Annotated in this window: 16 protein-coding genes; 10 read left to right on the plus strand and 6 right to left on the minus strand. The window is 42.0% G+C overall.

The window, feature by feature from the left end; translation table 11 throughout:
- Positions 1–117: 117 nt before the first annotated feature.
- From EOD41_RS06600 to EOD41_RS06620, 5 genes are read left to right on the plus strand one after another with little or no spacing between them, the layout of a single operon-like run.
- Entirely contained in the window at positions 118–1,110 is a 993-nt protein-coding gene (locus EOD41_RS06600) for a hypothetical protein (RefSeq protein ID WP_127703999.1), read from the plus strand.
- A 13-nt stretch (positions 1,111–1,123) separates the two neighbouring features.
- The gene (locus EOD41_RS06605) at positions 1,124–1,993 is read left to right on the plus strand and encodes an ABC transporter permease (protein WP_127704000.1); all 870 of its coding nucleotides are present in this window, start codon (positions 1,124–1,126) and stop codon (positions 1,991–1,993) included.
- 28 nt (positions 1,994–2,021) lie between these two features.
- The gene (locus EOD41_RS06610) at positions 2,022–3,302 is read left to right on the plus strand and encodes an ABC transporter ATP-binding protein (RefSeq protein WP_127704001.1); all 1,281 of its coding nucleotides are present in this window, start codon (positions 2,022–2,024) and stop codon (positions 3,300–3,302) included.
- The gene (locus EOD41_RS06615; protein ID WP_127704002.1) at positions 3,299–4,495 is read left to right on the plus strand and encodes a hypothetical protein; all 1,197 of its coding nucleotides are present in this window, start codon (positions 3,299–3,301) and stop codon (positions 4,493–4,495) included. Before EOD41_RS06610 ends, EOD41_RS06615 begins: the two co-directional genes overlap by 4 nt.
- Positions 4,492–5,661 carry a glycosyltransferase family 4 protein gene (locus EOD41_RS06620; protein ID WP_127704003.1) on the plus strand — a complete coding sequence of 390 codons (1,170 nt, stop codon included), beginning with the start codon at positions 4,492–4,494 and terminating at the stop codon, positions 5,659–5,661. The genes EOD41_RS06615 and EOD41_RS06620 overlap by 4 nt, the downstream gene beginning before the upstream one ends.
- Here EOD41_RS06620 and EOD41_RS06625 read toward each other — a convergent pair.
- The gene (locus EOD41_RS06625; protein ID WP_127704004.1) at positions 5,655–6,365 is read right to left on the minus strand and encodes a CPBP family intramembrane glutamic endopeptidase; all 711 of its coding nucleotides are present in this window, start codon (positions 6,363–6,365) and stop codon (positions 5,655–5,657) included. The two genes, EOD41_RS06620 and EOD41_RS06625, sit on opposite strands and share 7 nt — an antisense overlap.
- Before the next feature lie 92 nt (positions 6,366–6,457).
- On the opposite strand from EOD41_RS06625, the gene EOD41_RS06630 reads away from it, so the two are divergent.
- Positions 6,458–6,853 carry a DoxX family protein gene (locus EOD41_RS06630; RefSeq protein ID WP_127704005.1) on the plus strand — a complete coding sequence of 132 codons (396 nt, stop codon included), beginning with the start codon at positions 6,458–6,460 and terminating at the stop codon, positions 6,851–6,853.
- Between the two features lie 29 nt (positions 6,854–6,882).
- Here EOD41_RS06630 and EOD41_RS06635 read toward each other — a convergent pair whose 3' ends face one another.
- From EOD41_RS06635 to EOD41_RS06650, 4 genes are all read right to left on the minus strand, one after another.
- Positions 6,883–8,070: a class I SAM-dependent rRNA methyltransferase gene (locus tag EOD41_RS06635; protein ID WP_127704006.1), complete on the minus strand. Its 1,188-nt coding sequence runs from the start codon at positions 8,068–8,070 to the stop codon at positions 6,883–6,885.
- 45 nt (positions 8,071–8,115) lie between these two features.
- Positions 8,116–9,225: a DNA polymerase IV gene (gene dinB, locus EOD41_RS06640; protein ID WP_127704007.1), complete on the minus strand. Its 1,110-nt coding sequence runs from the start codon at positions 9,223–9,225 to the stop codon at positions 8,116–8,118.
- Positions 9,226–9,285: 60 nt separating this feature from the next.
- A complete protein-coding gene (locus tag EOD41_RS06645) occupies positions 9,286–11,547 on the minus strand; it encodes a glycoside hydrolase family 31 protein (RefSeq protein ID WP_127704008.1) in 2,262 nt (753 codons plus the stop codon).
- Between the two features lie 144 nt (positions 11,548–11,691).
- Positions 11,692–13,413, minus strand: a complete 1,722-nt coding sequence (locus EOD41_RS06650; RefSeq protein ID WP_127704009.1) for an RICIN domain-containing protein — start codon at positions 13,411–13,413, stop codon at positions 11,692–11,694.
- Positions 13,414–13,805: 392 nt separating this feature from the next.
- Here EOD41_RS06650 and EOD41_RS20995 point away from each other — a divergent pair, with 392 nt between their 5' ends.
- Positions 13,806–14,021, plus strand: a complete 216-nt coding sequence (locus EOD41_RS20995; RefSeq protein WP_240663226.1) for a VOC family protein — start codon at positions 13,806–13,808, stop codon at positions 14,019–14,021.
- Positions 13,981–14,193, plus strand: a complete 213-nt coding sequence (locus EOD41_RS21000; protein WP_240663228.1) for a VOC family protein — start codon at positions 13,981–13,983, stop codon at positions 14,191–14,193. Before EOD41_RS20995 ends, EOD41_RS21000 begins: the two co-directional genes overlap by 41 nt.
- 50 nt (positions 14,194–14,243) lie before the next feature.
- On the opposite strand, the gene EOD41_RS06660 is transcribed toward EOD41_RS21000, so the two are convergent.
- Positions 14,244–16,019, minus strand: a complete 1,776-nt coding sequence (locus tag EOD41_RS06660) for an SGNH/GDSL hydrolase family protein (RefSeq protein ID WP_127704010.1) — start codon at positions 16,017–16,019, stop codon at positions 14,244–14,246.
- 107 nt (positions 16,020–16,126) lie between these two features.
- On the opposite strand from EOD41_RS06660, the gene EOD41_RS21220 reads away from it, so the two are divergent.
- Together EOD41_RS21220 and EOD41_RS06665 are read left to right on the plus strand one after the other, a co-directional pair.
- Positions 16,127–16,438: a DUF6660 family protein gene (locus tag EOD41_RS21220; protein WP_394342460.1), complete on the plus strand. Its 312-nt coding sequence runs from the start codon at positions 16,127–16,129 to the stop codon at positions 16,436–16,438.
- A 51-nt stretch (positions 16,439–16,489) separates the two neighbouring features.
- Positions 16,490–18,667 (plus strand): TonB-dependent receptor, encoded by a 2,178-nt coding sequence (locus EOD41_RS06665; RefSeq protein WP_127704011.1) that lies wholly within the window; start codon positions 16,490–16,492, stop codon positions 18,665–18,667.
- Positions 18,668–18,675 lie beyond the last annotated feature (8 nt).

The raw sequence follows: 18,675 nt of genomic DNA on the forward strand, positions 1-18,675 counted from the left end.
CAAATTAAATCTATGTAAAATAATGGTTAATTACAAGTTATATTATATTAACAAATTCACATGTCAACTTAGTTTTTTGTACTAAATAGCTTTTTAGTATATTGGAGGCATAAACCAATGAGATTAAACCATACATCACTTTTTAATGCCTTTTTAACGGTGTTTACAGTTATCGCTTTAATAAGTTGTAGTAAAAAAGCCGGATATCAAAAAGATGATAGTATCGACGCTAAACTTCGTGAAGAGTTTCATAAAAAAAACGATGAAGTTATAAGAGAACTTAAAGCGTATAATATCAAAGAACTTGAAAATTATTTTTCAAAAGAACTTATCAGTGATCCGGCTACCAGGCGTGAAGCTGAACTTGTTGGTAACCGGTTAAAAACAGCCGATTTTGAACTGATGGATGAATACTATGCGGTTAATAAGTATAGAGATTACGATACTATAAAAACTGATAATAAGGGAGTAGGTAATTATTTTTTACGTTATGAAGGGTTTGCCAAAGAAATGTACATTGCCTTTTTTACGCCAAAAACCGGAGATGAAAAATGGCTTGTTACGCTGGTGTTTGCAAAGTTAGATTATGGTTGGAAGCTTTGCCTGATGGATGCTGCCCCATACACATTTGAAGGAAAAACAGCCCCGCAATTGTTTAAAGAAGCGTTAAAAAAGTACAAAAAAGGCCATAATGTTGATGCTAAACTCACAATGGATTTAGCCAATATTGCTCTTAAGCCAAGTAAAATATGGGAATACGCCTTTGAGGAGGATTTGCGGCTTTTTGATAGTAAGATTACATATGATGTTCAAAGGGCTTATGGCTTCCCGTTGGTGCTCAAACAATTGCCTACAAAACCACGTATTTTTGCTGTTTATGTAAAAACTGTTGATCAGGGAACATACCCTGTGATACAGTACTTAACTACCATTCCGTTAAAAGAAAAAGCTGAAATTATTGAAGAAAACAAACACATAAAAACCATTATCGGAGATGTGTTTCCTGGTATTAATCAGGGCAGAAAATATGTAATTTATTCAGCTTTTAATGAAATGACAAAGAGTACCTATTCTGTTGACAGGTATGAAATGGCAGATAAATTGAATTAAGGCACATTGTAATATGAGTACATCTGCAACTGCCCGTCAAAACTGGGATTTAGAAATTAAGCCCCGCAACTCAATCTTTAATTTGCATTTTAAAGAAGTATGGGCATACCGCGATTTACTTTTGCTGCTTGTGCGCCGTGATTTTGTATCGTATTACAAGCAAACTTTACTTGGTCCGGTGTGGTTTTTTGTACAGCCTGCACTTACTACCCTAATTTACACTTTTGTATTTAGCCGTCTGGCCGGCATATCAACCGATGGCATACCACCGCCGCTGTTTTATGTTGCTGGTATCACTGCCTGGAATTATTTCGCCGATTGCTTGAATAAAACCAGTTCAGTATTCAGGGATAACGCACATATTTTTGGCAAGGTTTATTTTCCGCGGCTTATAATGCCGCTTGGAATAGTGCTCTCGAGCCTGATACGTTTTGGCGTGCAAATGCTGTTGTTTTTATTGATGTTTGGTTATTATATGTTTACAGGAGCGCATTTTTCACCAACCTGGTATATATTGCTTTTCCCGCTACTGGTTATTATTATGGCGTTCTTAGGCATGGGTATGGGTATGATGGTGTCGGCATTGACAACCCGCTACCGCGACCTGATATTCCTGGTGACGTTTGGCGTACAGTTACTAATGTACGGTACCACGGTAATTTATCCGTTATCAACCGCCTTGCAGCGATATCCAGAACTGGCCAGGTTTATTGAACTGAATCCCATGACACCTATTATTGAAACATTCAGATACGGCTTTTTAGGCAGCGGCAGTTTTAGCTGGGGCGGGTTGTTGTATTGTGCTGCTGTTAGTGTTATAATTACCATAGTTGGTATTATTGTTTTTAACAGATCGGAAAGGTCATTTGTAGATACCGTTTAATAACGGCTAACCAATTATTAAACTTAAAATGAGCGATATCGCTATACGCGCCGAGAATATTTCGAAGGCCTATCAGCTTGGTGAAATTGGTACAGGTACCATTTCAAACGACCTGCAGCGATGGTTTGCCCGTGTGCGCGGCAAGGAAGACCCATTTTTACAGGTAGGCGAAACCAACGACCGTACAATAAGGGGTAAAAGTGATATTGTATGGAGCCTGAAAGATATAAATTTTGACATCAATCGTGGAGACGCAGTTGGCATAATTGGGCGTAATGGAGCAGGTAAAAGCACGTTGTTAAAACTATTAAGCCGGGTTACTGCACCTACAACAGGCACAATAAAAGTAAAAGGGCGTATTGCCAGCTTACTTGAAGTAGGTACCGGCTTTCATCCGGACCTGACCGGCCGAGAGAATATTTTTTTGAACGGCGCTATACTGGGTATGCGTCGTTATGAAATAAAAAGCCAGTTTGATGCAATAGTTGATTTTGCCGGTGTTGAACGATATATTGATACGCCTGTAAAACGGTACTCAAGCGGTATGTATGTGCGCCTGGCTTTTGCAGTAGCAGCGCACCTTGACTCGGAAATACTGATTGTTGATGAGGTTTTGGCTGTAGGCGATTACGAATTTCAGAAAAAATGCCTTGGTAAAATGAAGGCCATAGGGCAGGGCGAAGGCAAAACGGTATTGTTTGTAAGCCATAATATGGGTTCGATTAAAAATCTTTGTTCAAAAGGTATCTATCTTAAAAACGGTATTTTACAGCAAACGGGTAATATCGATACCATAATCAGTCATTATCAAAAAGACTTATCTTACACCGTAGGGGATGAGCAGTGCGAAATCAGTTTTGAGCCTTCGCCAAAGCAGGCATATATATCACATTTATCAATTAGTAACGAACATGGTTTGGTAAAACAGGAGTTTGACGTATTCGAGCAGGTAGTCCTTAACATCAAATATTTTGTAAATGAACCTACGCTTGGATTTTCACCGCTTATTGACATAAAAAAGGATGGCATCGACATGTTTTACTCCTTGTTGTCAGATATTGATGAAACGGTACTGGAAGGACAGCAGCCGGGTGAGTATAATTATCGCGTAAAGCTTCATTCACCGTTAAAAAAGGGGCGTTATACACTAACTTTCCGTCTAAGTAAACTTCGTGTTGGTGATGTTGACGGCTACGAAGACATACTTACTTTTTATGTGGATGAGTTTTCATTCGACCCTACAAACAAATCGTATGCTTCGTTCAGGAAAGGATTGGTAGCTTCAATTTTTGGTTGGGAAAAATTATGAGTAAAGGCGCTGTTATCATATCCTGTGTTCCGCGTTTAAACGAAGCGCAGCAACAAGGCATGCTAAATTTGATAAACGACATTGAGGTGCTTGGGTATACGGTTTACTTGTGGACAGATTATGATGATGTTTTAAGCGACTATAAGCTTACATATAACGATTATAACCGGGGCAAGGCCACCTTAAATTATTTACAAACACAATTGCGTATTGACAGTGAAAAATGGATAGTCCGCCTGCAGCGCTGGAACAATACGGATAGTATTATTGCAAAAGAAGAGTTTAACAACGCTGTAAAGGATTGCCTTAAAATATTTACAGCTATTGAACCGGTATTGTTTATTTGCTGGAATCCATGGTCGTGCCGGTATGGGATAGCTTATGATATGGCCAGGCTGCTTAACATTAAAACTGCGGCTATTGAATGGGGCTATTTACCCGCGACATTTATACTGGATAAGGTTGGAACGCTTGCTGCTTCAGAAATATTCAATACTGATCCGTTTAAAGATTTTAGTTTAGAACAAGTAACTAACTTTCTAAAAATTGGTGAAAATATTTATAGTCAGCTAAACGAGACAAGCCTTAGCTTGTATAACCAAGCGCAGCCCGATATACCAAAAGAATTTTTAATTGAAAGTGGTGTAAAAATTTTAGTTCTTGGAATAGATGAGATTGATTCGGGGGCTTATCCGGGCGAACATGACGACCGCAAAGGATTGCTGCCGTATCATAATTCTTCATTTGACCAGGCAGCTGATATTGCGGCTGCTGATACAGGCTACCGGGTGATTTACAAACCACATCCCGCTCATAACCGGTATAAAAATAATTTAACCAAGGATAATCTCGCTGTTGTAAATGGAGACCCTGACGTACTGATTGACTGGGCAGATGTAGTGTTTTGCTCAGGCTCAAAAATGGAATTTTCGGTAATGCTAAAAGGCAAGCCTTTGTTAACCTACGGAACGGGCCTTTTGTATGGAAAGAATTGTTCATATGAAGTTAAAATACCGGCTATGTTGAAACAACAAATAATTAAAGCTTTGAGTAAAGCGGATGCTGACCTGCAAACGCACAACTTCAAAGCTTTTCTGGGATATTTAAGCCAAGAGTACCTATATAAATTTGACGGTAATAAAGTTAATTTAGCAGAACGCATTTTATCAGCTGATCAGAACCGGAAAAATTGAAAAAAAACATACTATTTGTTTCGCATGATGCATCACGAACCGGTGCGCCCATAGTATTTAAAAATTTTATTACATGGGTAGCGAAAAATACTGAGTTTGATTACACTATCCTATTAAAAAATACCGATTCTAATCGGAATGCACTTGAAATTGAGTTTATTACAATTGGCCCGGTTATTAAGTGGCCGTCATACCGCGGTAAAAAGACACTTATTGGCAAGCTTGGCAGTAAAATAAGGTATAAACTACTCAAAGATGTTCCGGGCGGACTTAAACGGCAAAAGTTTGATCTTATTTATCTCAATACAGTTGACTCGGTTGATGTTTTGCCAATAATTAGGCTTTACCAGCAATGCCCGGTAATTTTACACGTGCACGAAGGCGAGTACAGCATAAAGGCACATTACAGCCATGCATTAAGCGCTCAATATACTCAGTACATCAACAAATATATTGTGGTATCAGAAAGTACGCGTGACAACCTGATACAGAACTTTGATATTCCCGCAGAAAAGATTGAGCTGGTAAATGCGTTTGTCCCGGTTAAAAGCCTGCCTTTGGCGGCTATCCTTACACAAACAGGTATACAGTTAAGAAGTAATTCGGAGTTTGTAGCGGGAGGTTCGGGTACAGCAGACTGGCGTAAAGGAATTGACCTGTTTATCCAGATTGCCACTATAATAAAACGTAGTGGGCAAAAAGTGAAATTTGTTTGGGTAGGCAGTGTAGAGAAGCATGTTCAAATTCAGCTTGATTATGAGTTAAAACGCATGGGGTTAACATCTGCCGACATAATATTTACAGGCAGCGTACCGAATCCGCATGATTACTTTAACGCTTTTGATGTATTCGTGTTAACGTCTCGCGAAGACCCATTTCCGCTTGTATGCCTTGAAGCAGCCAGCCTGGGTAAACCGGTTATATGTTTCGCCGATGCAGGTGGCATGCCCGAAATGGTAAACAAAGGCGGCGGAATTGTTGTGCCTTATGGCGATACTCAAGCCATGGCTGATGCAATTGTGAGACTTAAAAACAATTCTGAACTATTAATTCATCTTGGGGAGGAAGCAAAAAAAATAGTACAGCAATACGATATTGATTTGCAAGCCCCACGAATAGTTGATATTATTAATCAGCTAACAATTGAGGTCAAACCCCATCAATAGCCTAATAAATGCTTGTTAACTATTTCGTAATACGATAAATTGTCAGTGTACACAAGTGTAAGGAAAAGGCTGTCAACTAAGCCATGCACAATTATATTTACCCATAAGTTATAACGTGTTTTTACAAAAAGGGCACCAAACGCTATACCGAAAAAAAAGGTCATAACCAAACCTGCTGTTCCCTGATAATAATGCGGCAAGCTAAACAGTATAGCTGTTAATAGGATAATAGCAATTGTTTTAAAACGTCCATCAGGAAGCAATTTCTTAAAGCGATCAAACAAGTATCCTCTAAACAATACTTCTTCGCCTATGGCGGCGCTTATCCAAACAAATGAGATATACTTTATATACCGGCTGCTATCATGCTTCAATTTGTCAAAACCTGAATAATCGGGCACTTCATGGCAAAGCTTGTTCACCAAAGGCTGCACAATAAAATCCATAACGGGTTCAAGAAGCAAAAAAGCAAGTAACGCTGTAGCCAATACTTTTACAAAGCTGTAATTGTTCCAAAGGCCAATTGCTTTGAGTGAACGTGTCCGCGCATAAGTAAGCAGCAGTATTACAACGGTAGTAATTAGCAGTGTATATGGAAATTTTGTCCATGGATTATAAATAAAGGCATAAACAAGCGCGCCTTCAATAAAAATGATCAGTTTGTTTTTTATACTGATTTGTGGGGATTGTGAAAAGTTTGACATACCTATCAGACGTAAAAGAGTTTAGTGTTGCTACACAGCCATTAAATTATTTATAATTTCGTATATGGAACAGTTATTGTTTTCCTGATGCGATGAAAAAGCAAACAATTAAAAAAGCATCACGGGTATTGCTTGGCGCCAACCTGATACTGGCAGGCGTAAGCCATCTTACCTTTGCGCGAAAAGCCTTCCGTGCGCAAGTGCCAAATTGGGTGCCGCTATCAAAAGATGATACCGTTGTTTATTCAGGATTTGCAGAGATAGCTTTAGGCAGCGCGCTTGTTTTTGCACCTAAGAAATATCGTGCAGTTGTGGGTAAAACGGCAGCCGCCTTTTTTACTGCAGTATTCCCAGGTAACATCTCACAATATATTAACCACCGCGACGCGTTTGGTTTAGATACCGATACAAAGCGGTTTGTACGGCTGTTTTTTCAGCCGGTGCTTGTTTATTGGGCGCTTAAAAGTACTAAAGAAGATAAACTTTAAACAGCGGAAACTCACTTTTTATCAGGCAACTACAATACCCTGCATAAAAGCCCTTTTAGGTACTCTCCTTCAGGGAATGATGAGCGTACCGGGTGATCTTCGGGCTGGCAAAACTGGTAAATGAACTGAACCTGTTTGCCAGCGTCTAAAGCCGCCCAAGCCAGTACCTGTTTAAATGTCTCCAGATCCATAGCGCCCGAGCAGGAAAAAGTAGCAAGCAGTCCGCCTTCGTTTAATAAGAGCATAGCAATTCGGTTCAGATCTTTATAAGCGCGTGAAGCCCGATCAAGCGCTGAGCGTGATGGAGCATACTTTGGCGGGTCGAGTACAATAACGTCAAACTTTTCGCCTTCATCCTTAAACCTGCGTAGCTGACTGTTTACATCGGCTTTTATAGCTGAATGTTTACTGTTGTCAAAATTGTTCAGACGGATATTTTCATTCAGGGTATCAATAGCAAGCGCCGAACTATCAACACTGGTAACTGATGCAGCGCCGTTGCTCAGGCTGTTCAGCGTGAAGCCGCCGGTATAGCTAAAGCAGTCGAGCATCTTTTTACCTTTGGTATAGTGAGCCAGGATGCGGCGATTGTCGCGCTGGTCGCAGTAAAAACCGGATTTTTGTCCCTCGGCGATATTGATGCCGTAGGTGATGTTGTTCTCTTTTACCTCAACCAGCTCAGGCGGATGAGTGCCGGCAAGCAGTTTGTTTTCGGTAGTCAATCCTTCATGCCCGCGGGATGAAGCGTCGCTTTTATCGAATATACTGGCAGGCGAAAGCAATTTTTGCAACTCGTCGATTATGACAGGCATGTTATTGTCAATACCCGATGTGAGCACCTGTACCGCCAGATGATCAGCATATTTATCTACTATTAGTCCCGGAAGGTAATCGGCTTCACTGAAAATTAAACGGCAGGTGTTGGTACTGCCATCGGCAAGCAGTTCTTTACGTGCATTGACGGCGGTGGCCACTTTGGCGCGGAACCACGCTTCGTCAACTGTAACCTGCTCATCCCATTCCAGCAATCTCACAGCTACACGCGATTGCCCGTTGTAAAAGCCGTACGCCATAAAACCGCCTTTTGCGTCAATTAATCTGATGATATAGCCATCAGCAGGTTTGCCTTTTATACGTTCAACAGCACCCGAGAATACCCATGGATGGCGCTGCAGCACCGCTTTTTCTTTTCCTTTCTTCAGGATAACATCTACCATACGGCAAAGGTAGGTTTTTTAGTTTAAGGGTTGGTAGGTGTATGATTATAAGTCAAGCCTCAACTGTTCACTCGGTTCATCCTGCTTAGTTTTAACCGGTAAATCACCAAAGTTTGACAGCGATATACCAAGCAAACGTATCCGCATATTTTCAGGTTGGGTGGCCAACAGCAGCTGTTTTGCCGTGGCGGTTATCGTGTCCATATCACCTACGGGTATAGCGAACGATTGGTTCCGGGTGATCTGCCTGAAATCGTGATACTTTATTTTCAGGGTGATAGTGCGGCCTTTTAAATTGTATTTTTCCAAACGCGTTACCACGGTGGCGGCAATCTTGTCAAGTTCGGCATGCATTTCATCAAGGGTGGTGAGGTCGTACGCGAAGGTATCTTCGGCGCCCATTGACTTGGTTTCACGGTGAGGCTGCACAGGCCGATCGTCAATGCCACGGACAATCTGGTAATAAAACCTGCCCGGCTTGCCAAAAGCGGCGGTCATTTCTTCCTCAGATAGTTGCTTTAAGTCGGCGCCGGTATGCAGACCCATACGTTTCATCTTATCGGCAGTTACTTTGCCGACCCCATGAAACTTCTCAACCGGCAGCTTCTCCATAAAACTTTCTATTTGCGAAGGACCAATAAAGGTTAATCCGTCAGGCTTATTGATGTCCGAAGCAATTTTGGCGACAAACTTATTTACCGATACGCCAGCAGAAGCGGTGAGTTGCAATTCGTCTTTTATAGCCTGCTTTATCTGCTTCGCGATCTCAATGGCCGAGCCAACGCCCAGTTTATCTTCAGTAACATCAAGATAAGCTTCGTCAAGCGACAGCGGTTCAATGAGGTCAGTATAACGGCTGAAGATCTCCCGTATTTTTTGCGAAACCTCTTTATATGCCGCAAATCTTGGACGGATAAAAATGGCATGGGGACAAAGCTGCAAGGCTTTCTTCGACGGCATAGCCGAACGCACGCCAAACTTACGCGCCTCGTAACTGGCAGTCGCCACTACACCGCCGCGTCCTTCGGGCAGGCCGCCAACTACCAATGCTTTACCGCGATATTCAGGATGATCACGCTGCTCAACCGACGCGTAAAATGCATCCATATCAATATGAATGATTTTACGGTACTGTTTTTTAGCGTCGTTCTCCATTAACGTAAAAATAAGGAGAATTCATTTGCTATGGTGCGTGAAACAGGCAGTCTGCAGTAATCAGATATTGATTGTTACTTCTTCATTACTATTGGCCACTACCTGTTCCTTTACTTCCTTATCAAATCCATGTGGTATCAGCTTTACCTGAGTAAACTTCGAAGAAAAGCTACCCTCAACAGCCGATAACGTAACCGTTTTTCCCTGGGGATTAAAACTTATAGTGCGTTTATGATAAACTCCTTGTTCATTATAATAAGTAACGCCGTCATCTTCATAATAAACAAATGAAGTTGGCTCATCGCCATTCCAAATGTGCAATTCCAGTATGCCGTCGCCTTTATCATTGGTGCTTTGCACTACGCTTTGCATCGGTATAATGGCGCCGGCTTTTGCAAAAACAGGTAGATCAGTTAACGGCGACGGCACTTTGTATACTTCGCCTCCTGAATATTTTTCATCAGTACTAAACCGGTACCAGTCACCTTCAGGCAGGTAGACTTCAGCGGTTAACGTAGTGCTTTCAACCGGTGCAACCAACATGCAGTCTCCAAACAAAAATTGGTTATGATATTTATGCTTATATACAGTCTCATCAAAAGTGTAGTCGATAGCCAGTGTGCGGCTAACCGGCAAGCCTGTTTGTGCCGATTGATAAAAACCCGAATAAATGTATGGCAGCAGCCTGTACCGTAATTCAATATCCTTTTTAATAACCTTTAAGTTTTCCTCGCCCCATTCCCAAGGCTCGCGCATATTGGTGCCAATTTCGGCATGGTTACGGTACATGGGCACATACACACCCAGCGAGTTCCAACGCAGCATCAGCTCAGGGGTAGGATTACCGGTATAGCCGCCAATATCAACCCCGGTGAATGACATGCCTACAAGTCCCAAACTGTTTACCAGCCGCTGACCGTAAAGCATGTGCTCATCGGTAGCTGTGTTGTCGCCCGTCCAAACGGCTGAATAACGCTGCGTGCCGCAATAAGCCGCACGGGTAAGTACAAACGGACGTTTATTGCCAAGCAATTTGCGGGTGCCGTTATAAGTGGCTATCGCCATTTGCATACCATACACATTACGTACCTCGTGCATGTAATGCTCACCAAATTTCACCAGGTATGGTATGTTTTGCCCCCAGGCTGCCGGTTCATTCATGTCGTTCCAGAAGCCCTCAACCCCAGGTTCGGTTAAGGCGGTAAATGAAGAGCCCCACCATTCTTTCACCTCATCATTAAAAAAGTCGGGGAAGTAACAGCGTCCCGGCCAAACGCTGGCTACATATTTATCGCCGTTGGTGTAGGTTGCAAAGTAATTCTTTTCAACACCTTCATCATACTGCTTGTAACCTGTTTCAACCTTTATACCAGGGTCAACAATGCAAACCGTTCGGAAATCCATTTCTTTCAGTTTGCTCACTAATCCTTTCGGGTCCTGGAAGTGTGTTTTATTCCAGGTGAAGATTTTATAATCATCCATGTAATCGATATCGCAATAGATCACATCGGCAGGTATTTGGTGTTCCCTGAATTTCGTTGCTATGCCAAGCACTTCATCCGCAGTCATGTAACTATATCGGCATTGCTGGTAACCAAGGCTCCATAACGGCGGCATTTCCATACGGCCGGTAAGCCAGGTATAATCCTCAATAATTTGTGCTACACCCTGCGCGCCGAAAAAGTAATAGTTCATATCGCCTCCGTCGGCCCCAAACCAACTCATCTCGTCATCAGTTGTCGCACCGAAATCGAAGTAGCTTTTATGGGTATTGTCAAAGAATAACCCATACGTTAACCCGGTATGCAGACCGATGAAAAAAGGAAATGTTTTATACAGCGGATCGGTTGAGATGGTATGTTTTGAGGCATCCGTATTCCAGTTTACGTAATGTGTATTACGGCGGTTAAGCGGTCCGGGCTTTTCCCCCAGGCCAATAAACTTTTCATCCGGATATAGCTTGCGGTAACAAACCACCCGCTCATTCTGCCAGTTTACGCCGAAACGCGGGTCATCTTCGCTTAACAGCTTATCATCTGCCGTATAAAAATTAAACCGCAGCGGGCTTTTACTTACGCGAAGTTTTACCCCTCCGGCATCAATCAGCAGCCTGTCGCCATCATCAGTATAGTTAAAGTCACCGGCAGGGTGCTGTATTACCGCGAATGAAGTGTCTTCCTTATCAGGTGTTTTGGTAATGTTCACCCTGATAATGGTAGGGCTGTACACCCATATTCGTGCGGTGGCCTCTGCAGTTAGTATCTCTAAATAATTTGTTGTGCTGTTGATGTTGCTAACGTTGCTTAATATTTCGGTTTGCATGTGTTCTTGTTGCTTTGCCCCTAAATTACGTTGTCCTGATTTTAATAAACAACAATTGCCGCTATTGTTGAGATAAAATAGATTTTTAGATTGGATTAAAACAAAAAAGCCGGCACAAGGCCGGCTATCTGATTAAAATAAGCACTACAAACCAACGAGTGAGTACGGTATTCTGACAGCTTTAAGCTGGTAGAAATTCGGGTCCTGATCGGTAGTATTGGCACAGTAGGATGTGCTGCATGTTGTACCGTCATGATTGGTGCCGAAATAATTCAGGCTATAAGTTAACAGCAGTTCGTTATTGGCGTTGTTAAACTCCGGGTGTAAAGCAGGTGTATAATATTTCGCCAAATGCCCGTCGGTATATTTATCATTAATAGTAAATACCTTTTGCGGCGCGGTAAATGGCCCTGTAGGGCTGGTTGATGTAGAGATATACACATCATGAACCGCCGGGTCGCAAAAGAAACCAAGATCTAACTGTACCAGCACATATTTGCCGTTTACATAAGATATGTTGGTGTTCATTTGAGTATAGTCAACTGTGCCTACATGTATAATAGCTGCTGAAGCATTTGTGCGGGTAGTTGTCCAGGCGGTACCGTTCCAAAATTCCCATGCGGTAGGGTTGCTTGTTGGAAAGCGTGCTACATACAAGTTTTGTGTATTAAAGAATATCACCTTCGAGCCAAATACATACACATATCCATCAGCTGCTTTAACCATGCCTTCTTTGTATTGAATATCAGTTTGGCCCGACATGCCTGCAGGTGTTAAACGAGTTGCTGCACCCCAGGCGTTGCTGCCTGTATTTTGAGTAAGCCGGTACAATACCTGATTTTCAGGAATAGTAGTACTACCGCTGGTGTACTGCGATTCGTAAGTGAACAGGTACACTTTATCGCTGATTTCAACACCAGGCCCGGGCCAGCGGTAGGTACTGCCATGATCTCCGGGGCTTGCAAATATTTCAAGCGGGCTTACAGTTGAATTGGTAGTAGTAATGTTGGTGGTAAGTGCTGGGTCCCAGCTGTGGCTGGCTGGTTGTATTAACGCTGAATTACGGTACATAAAGAACTGTCCGCAAGGTATTTTCTGGTTGCTGTTTAACTGGCTGCCGTTATAAGCATCGCCGGTTACCCAAATCACTTTGCCGTTGTTGCCGCTGTAAGTAAGCGGGATACTGTTGCCCTGATCCCAGGCTACGGTTGTGCCCGATGCTGTGCGATGAAAATAGTTTACCACGGCATCGTCACGGTAGGCTTCGGCAGTAAGGCTGTTAAGTACCCATTGCTGTTTGGTGTCGCCGCTTACAAAGGTTTGCTGGGTAATGGCTGATCCGTTGGTAGTTAAGTTGGCGCTCAGCACCAGGCCGTTACCTACATTCACAATTTTGTACTTGTTGGTAGCTACCGACTGTATATACCACTGCTGCGCGTTATTGGTGTTGGCTTTGTCCTGCCACATTTGCGTACCCGGACTTGTACCGGCTAAAGGCACTTCGATATATTTACCGCTGGCTACGTTCATTATCTTGAACTTGGTAGTACTGGTAATGGTACCGGTTCCCTGCTGTTCCAGTATCCATTTTTGGTTTGGCGCTGTGGCAGTACCGGTACCGATGTAGGGATTTTGCTGAATGGCTTCACCGTCTGACAGCATGTTATCGGTTTTTACTTCGATAACCTTGCTGCTGTTTACATTGGAAATGTAAAAGGTGCCATGGTTGCTTGGCGCAGCAGCAGCGCGTACAGGACTTTTCGGTGCCGTTGCCGGGTCTTCATTTTTTTTCCATTCAGATTTGTTACAGCTTTCCATTAGCAAAAAGCCGCACGCACCCAAATAAAAGAGTTGTTTGATTTTCATAATGTATTGTTTTTTGGTTAGAAATTCCGTTGTGTTTAGGGTGTAGATTACCTGTACAACTTATTAAAAGTTGTTTTGCAAACAGGTAGTAAATTGTTTTAGTAAATTAGCCCGGAAGAGGCTTTGAATGTAAAAGATTTGTTTTCATGAATAATTGGTTGCTTTTAGTTTTAAATAAAAGTAGAATGCATTTTAATGTAATTCTGATGATATGTTAACCAATCTGATAAAATATTGGCTTTTATGTAAATACATTATGAGATGTGTTTATGCGCATATCTGCCTGAAAAATTATTGTACAACTTATAAATCGTTTTATTTGTTCAGACATATAATTTAAAAAACATTATTTATGTTGGATACTTATTATATAATAACCAACATTTAAAACCATGTTAAAGCACGAACGGGCATTCAGCAGCTTTTCGGTTAATGATCCGCAAAAAGCAAAAGAATTTTATAGTAAGATACTCGGCCTTCAGGTGGAAGAAAATACGGGGATGGGCGGACTGCTTACACTACATATTCCGGGAAGTAATAATGTTATGGTTTACCCGAAGCCCAATCATGAACCGGCGACATTTACCGTTTTTAAATTTTCCGGTTGATGATATTGAAGCAGCCGTAAAAGACCTTAAAGGTAAAGGCGTTGTATTTGAAAGCTACGATATGCCCGGCCTTAAAACTGATGAAGATAATATTGTAAGGAGCGGAGGGCCTTTAATTGCTTGGTTTAAAGATCCGGCAGGCAATATCCTTTCAGTTCTTCAGCAGCAATAAAAAAGGCCCCGTTGCCGGGGCCTAAACTAAACTAAAATATAGAGCTAAATTTAATCGGCTTTTATCAGTTCGATAGTACGTGTCAGCGGTTTGTTCGACGCGTAAATTTCGTTTACATACTTGTCGGCATTTGCCTGCCATTGCTGGCGTGTTGCAGGGTTGCTGCCCTGTTTATACAGGTTGGCATCTATCCAGCCATTGGTTTTAGCTAATTCCTGTATTTTGGCTACCGAAGCAGGGTCATTATCATTAGTGATGCCGGCTGGCCTTGCATAATTAAAAACTACCACATAGTAATCGCGCAGTCTTTTTTCTTCCGAAAAGCGGCTCTCGTTTTTCTTCATTATTTCAAGCGCCTGCAAATATTGAGGTGTGGTGCGTATCAGCGCCATGTTTACACCTGTCGCCAGATCGGCTGAAGAGAATCTGCCTATCACTTTTCCATCTATCTTAACGTCATAATGGTTTCCTTTCAAATTAGTAACCCGCAGCATTTCACGGTTTAAATCATCGGTAAAAGGAATATAATCTAGGGCAGCGGATGCCGGTTTGCCATCCCCCGCGTGTTTTACATCGTCAACCGGGAAAGGCAACGCGTCGGCACGGTAATGAAAAGTTAGGTTATCACCGTTTCCAATAACATCACGCACTTCGCAGTGACTTGCAGCGGTTACTCTCTTCATAGTTGCGTCAACTGTAAAATCAGCTACTTCAAGTCCTTTCAGGTCCTGTTGGCGTAGATATAAATATGCCATTACCAGATGGCCGTATGATTCGGGGTGGATACGGTCGCCTGAGCCGCTCAGTGTGAACTTAGGGTCGGCTTTTTGGTAAAATTTATTCAAGTTATCCATATTGTGATAGATATCGATATAGGCCCAGTGATGGGCAACGGCTGCATCTCTTTGAATATTTACAATACGGTCGAATGTTGCTGGCTTTTCTGACCAGCCACCACTTGTTACGGTCGTTGTAGCATCATAAGGAGAGCCTGCCATCATAGTCACCTTTATTTGCGGATGCGCGTTAAGGCTTGCAGTAACCAGTTTAAAGGCGCTGTCGGCCGAAAAAACCAGTTTGTTTGATACTACTACAGGATCTTTAAATAAATAGTCGAAATACCCCGAGTCATTCATCCCAAAGGTTAAATTAATGCGAGAAGGGTTTTTACTGTACACATCTTCTTCCAAACGGTTATTGATATTGCTGATCTTGTCACCGCCAATACCGCCGTTCATGATGGTAATGCGACGGTTAGGAAAGCGTGTCATATAGTAAAGCCATATGTAAGAATGGTAACGTCCGCCATGCGTAATACTATTGCCAACAAATATTACTTTGTCATTTTCTTTAAAGATCTTAGTTAGGTATGCTGGTTCCTGGCGAACAATATGTACGCGCCAGTTTTGTACCTCGCCATCAGGAGTTGTCACTTTGTAAACCAGATCGCCGTTTAAGTTTACTATTTGACCTATAGAAGGAGAGATGTATGAACCTGCCAACAACTCGATATAAGGACGCATACTTGTAAGATCAGCGCCTGACTTTATGTTAATTGTTAGATTATAGCCGTCCTCATCAATGCCGAAAACAGTTTCCCCTACTTGTATGCTGCCAGGTAACGAAAACTTTTTGATTGCGGCCTTACTCAAATCAAGTAATGGCCTTGAAGGTTCAAGCATAGTTTTTTTTGAGCAGCTTCCTAACAAAGCTATCATTACTACTAATATTATAGCTAAAAACAACCGCACAAAAACAAGCGGATTTCTTTTATCCAACGGAACCTGTGGTAAATAGCTCGCCTGGTGATATAGTTTAAATCTCATAATAATTGGTTAGTCGGTTAGCAAATATAGAATTTTAATTAATCGTTTTAGCAAAATTGAAAAATCTTCACAAAATTTTTTCGTTGTTAAATAGTACTTTTGCAACAGTGAAATTTCTTTACCTGATATTGTCTGTTTATGTGCTGATGCTGTCGGTAATTCCTTGCTGTACAAATGATATTTGCAATAAAGTTGTAGTTGAACAGGCCAATATTAAGAACGGTTATAATACTAATAGCAATTGTGCAGCCTGTTCGCCCTTTTACTGCTGCGTCAGTTGTACCGGATTTGTTGTTTTACCCGAAACAATTCAATATGCTACAATTGTAACTGTGATTACAGGGCAATATTCACTTTATCCTACTTCATCGGTAAAAGATTTGCCGCTGCCTATCTGGCAACCCCCAAGGTTAGTGTAAATAATTTGGGCCTAAGCCCAATCTATTTCGTTAACTTAATTTGATACTTACATGAAAAAAATAGTAGTGCTGTTTGCAGCGCTTACCTGCTGTATTGTGGCCAGAAGCCAGAATACACTTAACATTATTGTAAAAGATGCTCAAACCGCCGCGCTATTGCCGGGAGCAACAATTCAAGTGCAAAATACCGCTACAGCTGCGGTAACTGATAATGCGGGCTTTGCACAATTAATCAATATACCTGATGGTTTACAGGTGATTGAGTTCAGATACATAGGCTATATTACAGCCATTGATACCCTGACATTTCCTTATACTGATACGCTGCTTGTACAGCTGAGTCCATCAGTTGAAGAAGAACTGGAAGAAGTGCGGGTAACAGCTACCCGCAGCAGTCGTACCATAGCCAGTATACCTACACGTGTTGAGGTTTTATCTGCAGAGGAACTGGATGAAAAAGGAAACATGAAACCGGGCGACATCCGGATGTTGTTAGCGGAAACAACAGGTATTCAAACCCAGCAAACTTCGGCTACAAGCGGTAATTCCAGTATCCGGATTCAGGGGATGGATGGAAAATATACGCAGATTATCCGTGATGGAATGCCCCTTTATTCAGGGTTTTCAGGTGGTTTGGGACTTTTACAGATAGCGCCGCTTGATTTGAAACAGGTTGAAGTGATCAAGGGATCATCATCAACTTTGTATGGCGGTGGTGCCATTGCCGGTTTGGTAAACCTGGTATCAAAAACACCCGCTGACAAACCGCAACTTAACCTGCTGTTTAATGGTACCTCGGCATTGGGGCTCGATGCCAGCGCATTTTACTCGCGAAAGTTTACCAAAACAGGTATAACTGTGTACACGGCATATAACCACGGTTCGCCGTACGACCCGGCTGATATAGATCTGACCGCTATTCCGCTATATGACAGGTTTACATTAAATCCTAAACTATACTTTTATTTTGATGACAGGACGAAACTAAACTTCGGGATTAATACAACTATTGAAAACCGCATTGGCGGCGACCTGCATTATATTAAAGATGGCGGCGGCACTCAGCATTCCTACTTCGAGCGGAATAAAACAGGCCGTTACAGTACACAGTTACAGTTCGATCATAATTTTAATGAGCGTAACAGTATTACTATCAAAAATACGGTGGGGTTATATGACAGAGTGATCACCCTGCCCGATTACCGTTTTGATGGCCGGCAGTACAATAGCTATACAGAAGCTACTTATAGTAGTCGCGGTAAAATTTCCGACTGGGTGGCCGGTGTAAATTTTATTACCGATAAATTTAATGAACAAAGGCAAAGTGATTTTCCGCTTCGCGACTACAACCATGTAACCGTTGGAGGCTTTGTACAGAACACACTTGATATATCGTCAAAATTCACAATGGAAACCGGCCTTCGTGCCGATCATCATAATGAATATGGTTTCTTTTGGCTGCCGCGGTTATCGATGCTGTGGCATATATCTCCGCACCTCAATAGCCGGCTTGGCGGTGGTTTGGGTTATAAGGCCCCAAATGTTTTTACTGAAGATGCCGAACGCATACAATTCAGAAATGTACTGCCTGTAGAAGCCTCGCTTGTTAAAGCAGAACGCTCATACGGTGTTAATTATGATATTAATTACACCACCGGCTTATTTGATAATCTGGTGAGCCTGAGTGTAAATCAGCTGCTGTTTTATACCCGTATAAATAATCCGTTGCTGTTAACCGCGGTATCAAATAATCAACTGCAATACCTGCAGCCGCAAGGTGATTTGAATACCAAAGGTGGCGAAACCAATATCAAGCTTACCTATAATAACTTTAAATTATTTGTTGGTTATACTTATGCCGATGTAACACAGCATACTGGAAATGTTATAAGTGAGTATCCGCTGGTATCAAAGCATCGCCTTAATAATGTATTGTTTTACGAGGTAGAAGATAAGTGGAAGATAGGACTTGAAGCATATTATTTCAGCAGGCAGCGGCTTAATGACAATACTATAGGGCGTGCATACTGGATAGCAGGTTTTATGGCCGAAAAAATATTTGAACGGTTTTCGGTATTTGTGAACTTTGAGAATTTTACAGATACCCGGCAAACAAAGTTTGGTAGTATCTATACAGGAAGCCTTATGTCGCCGGTGTTTCGGGATGTTTATGCTCCGCTTGACGGGTTTGTAGTAAACGCAGGTATAAAATTGAGGTTATTGAATTAACGTATATT

The sequence above is a fragment of the Mucilaginibacter limnophilus genome (assembly GCF_004005815.1).
Classification (GTDB): domain Bacteria; phylum Bacteroidota; class Bacteroidia; order Sphingobacteriales; family Sphingobacteriaceae; genus Mucilaginibacter; species Mucilaginibacter limnophilus.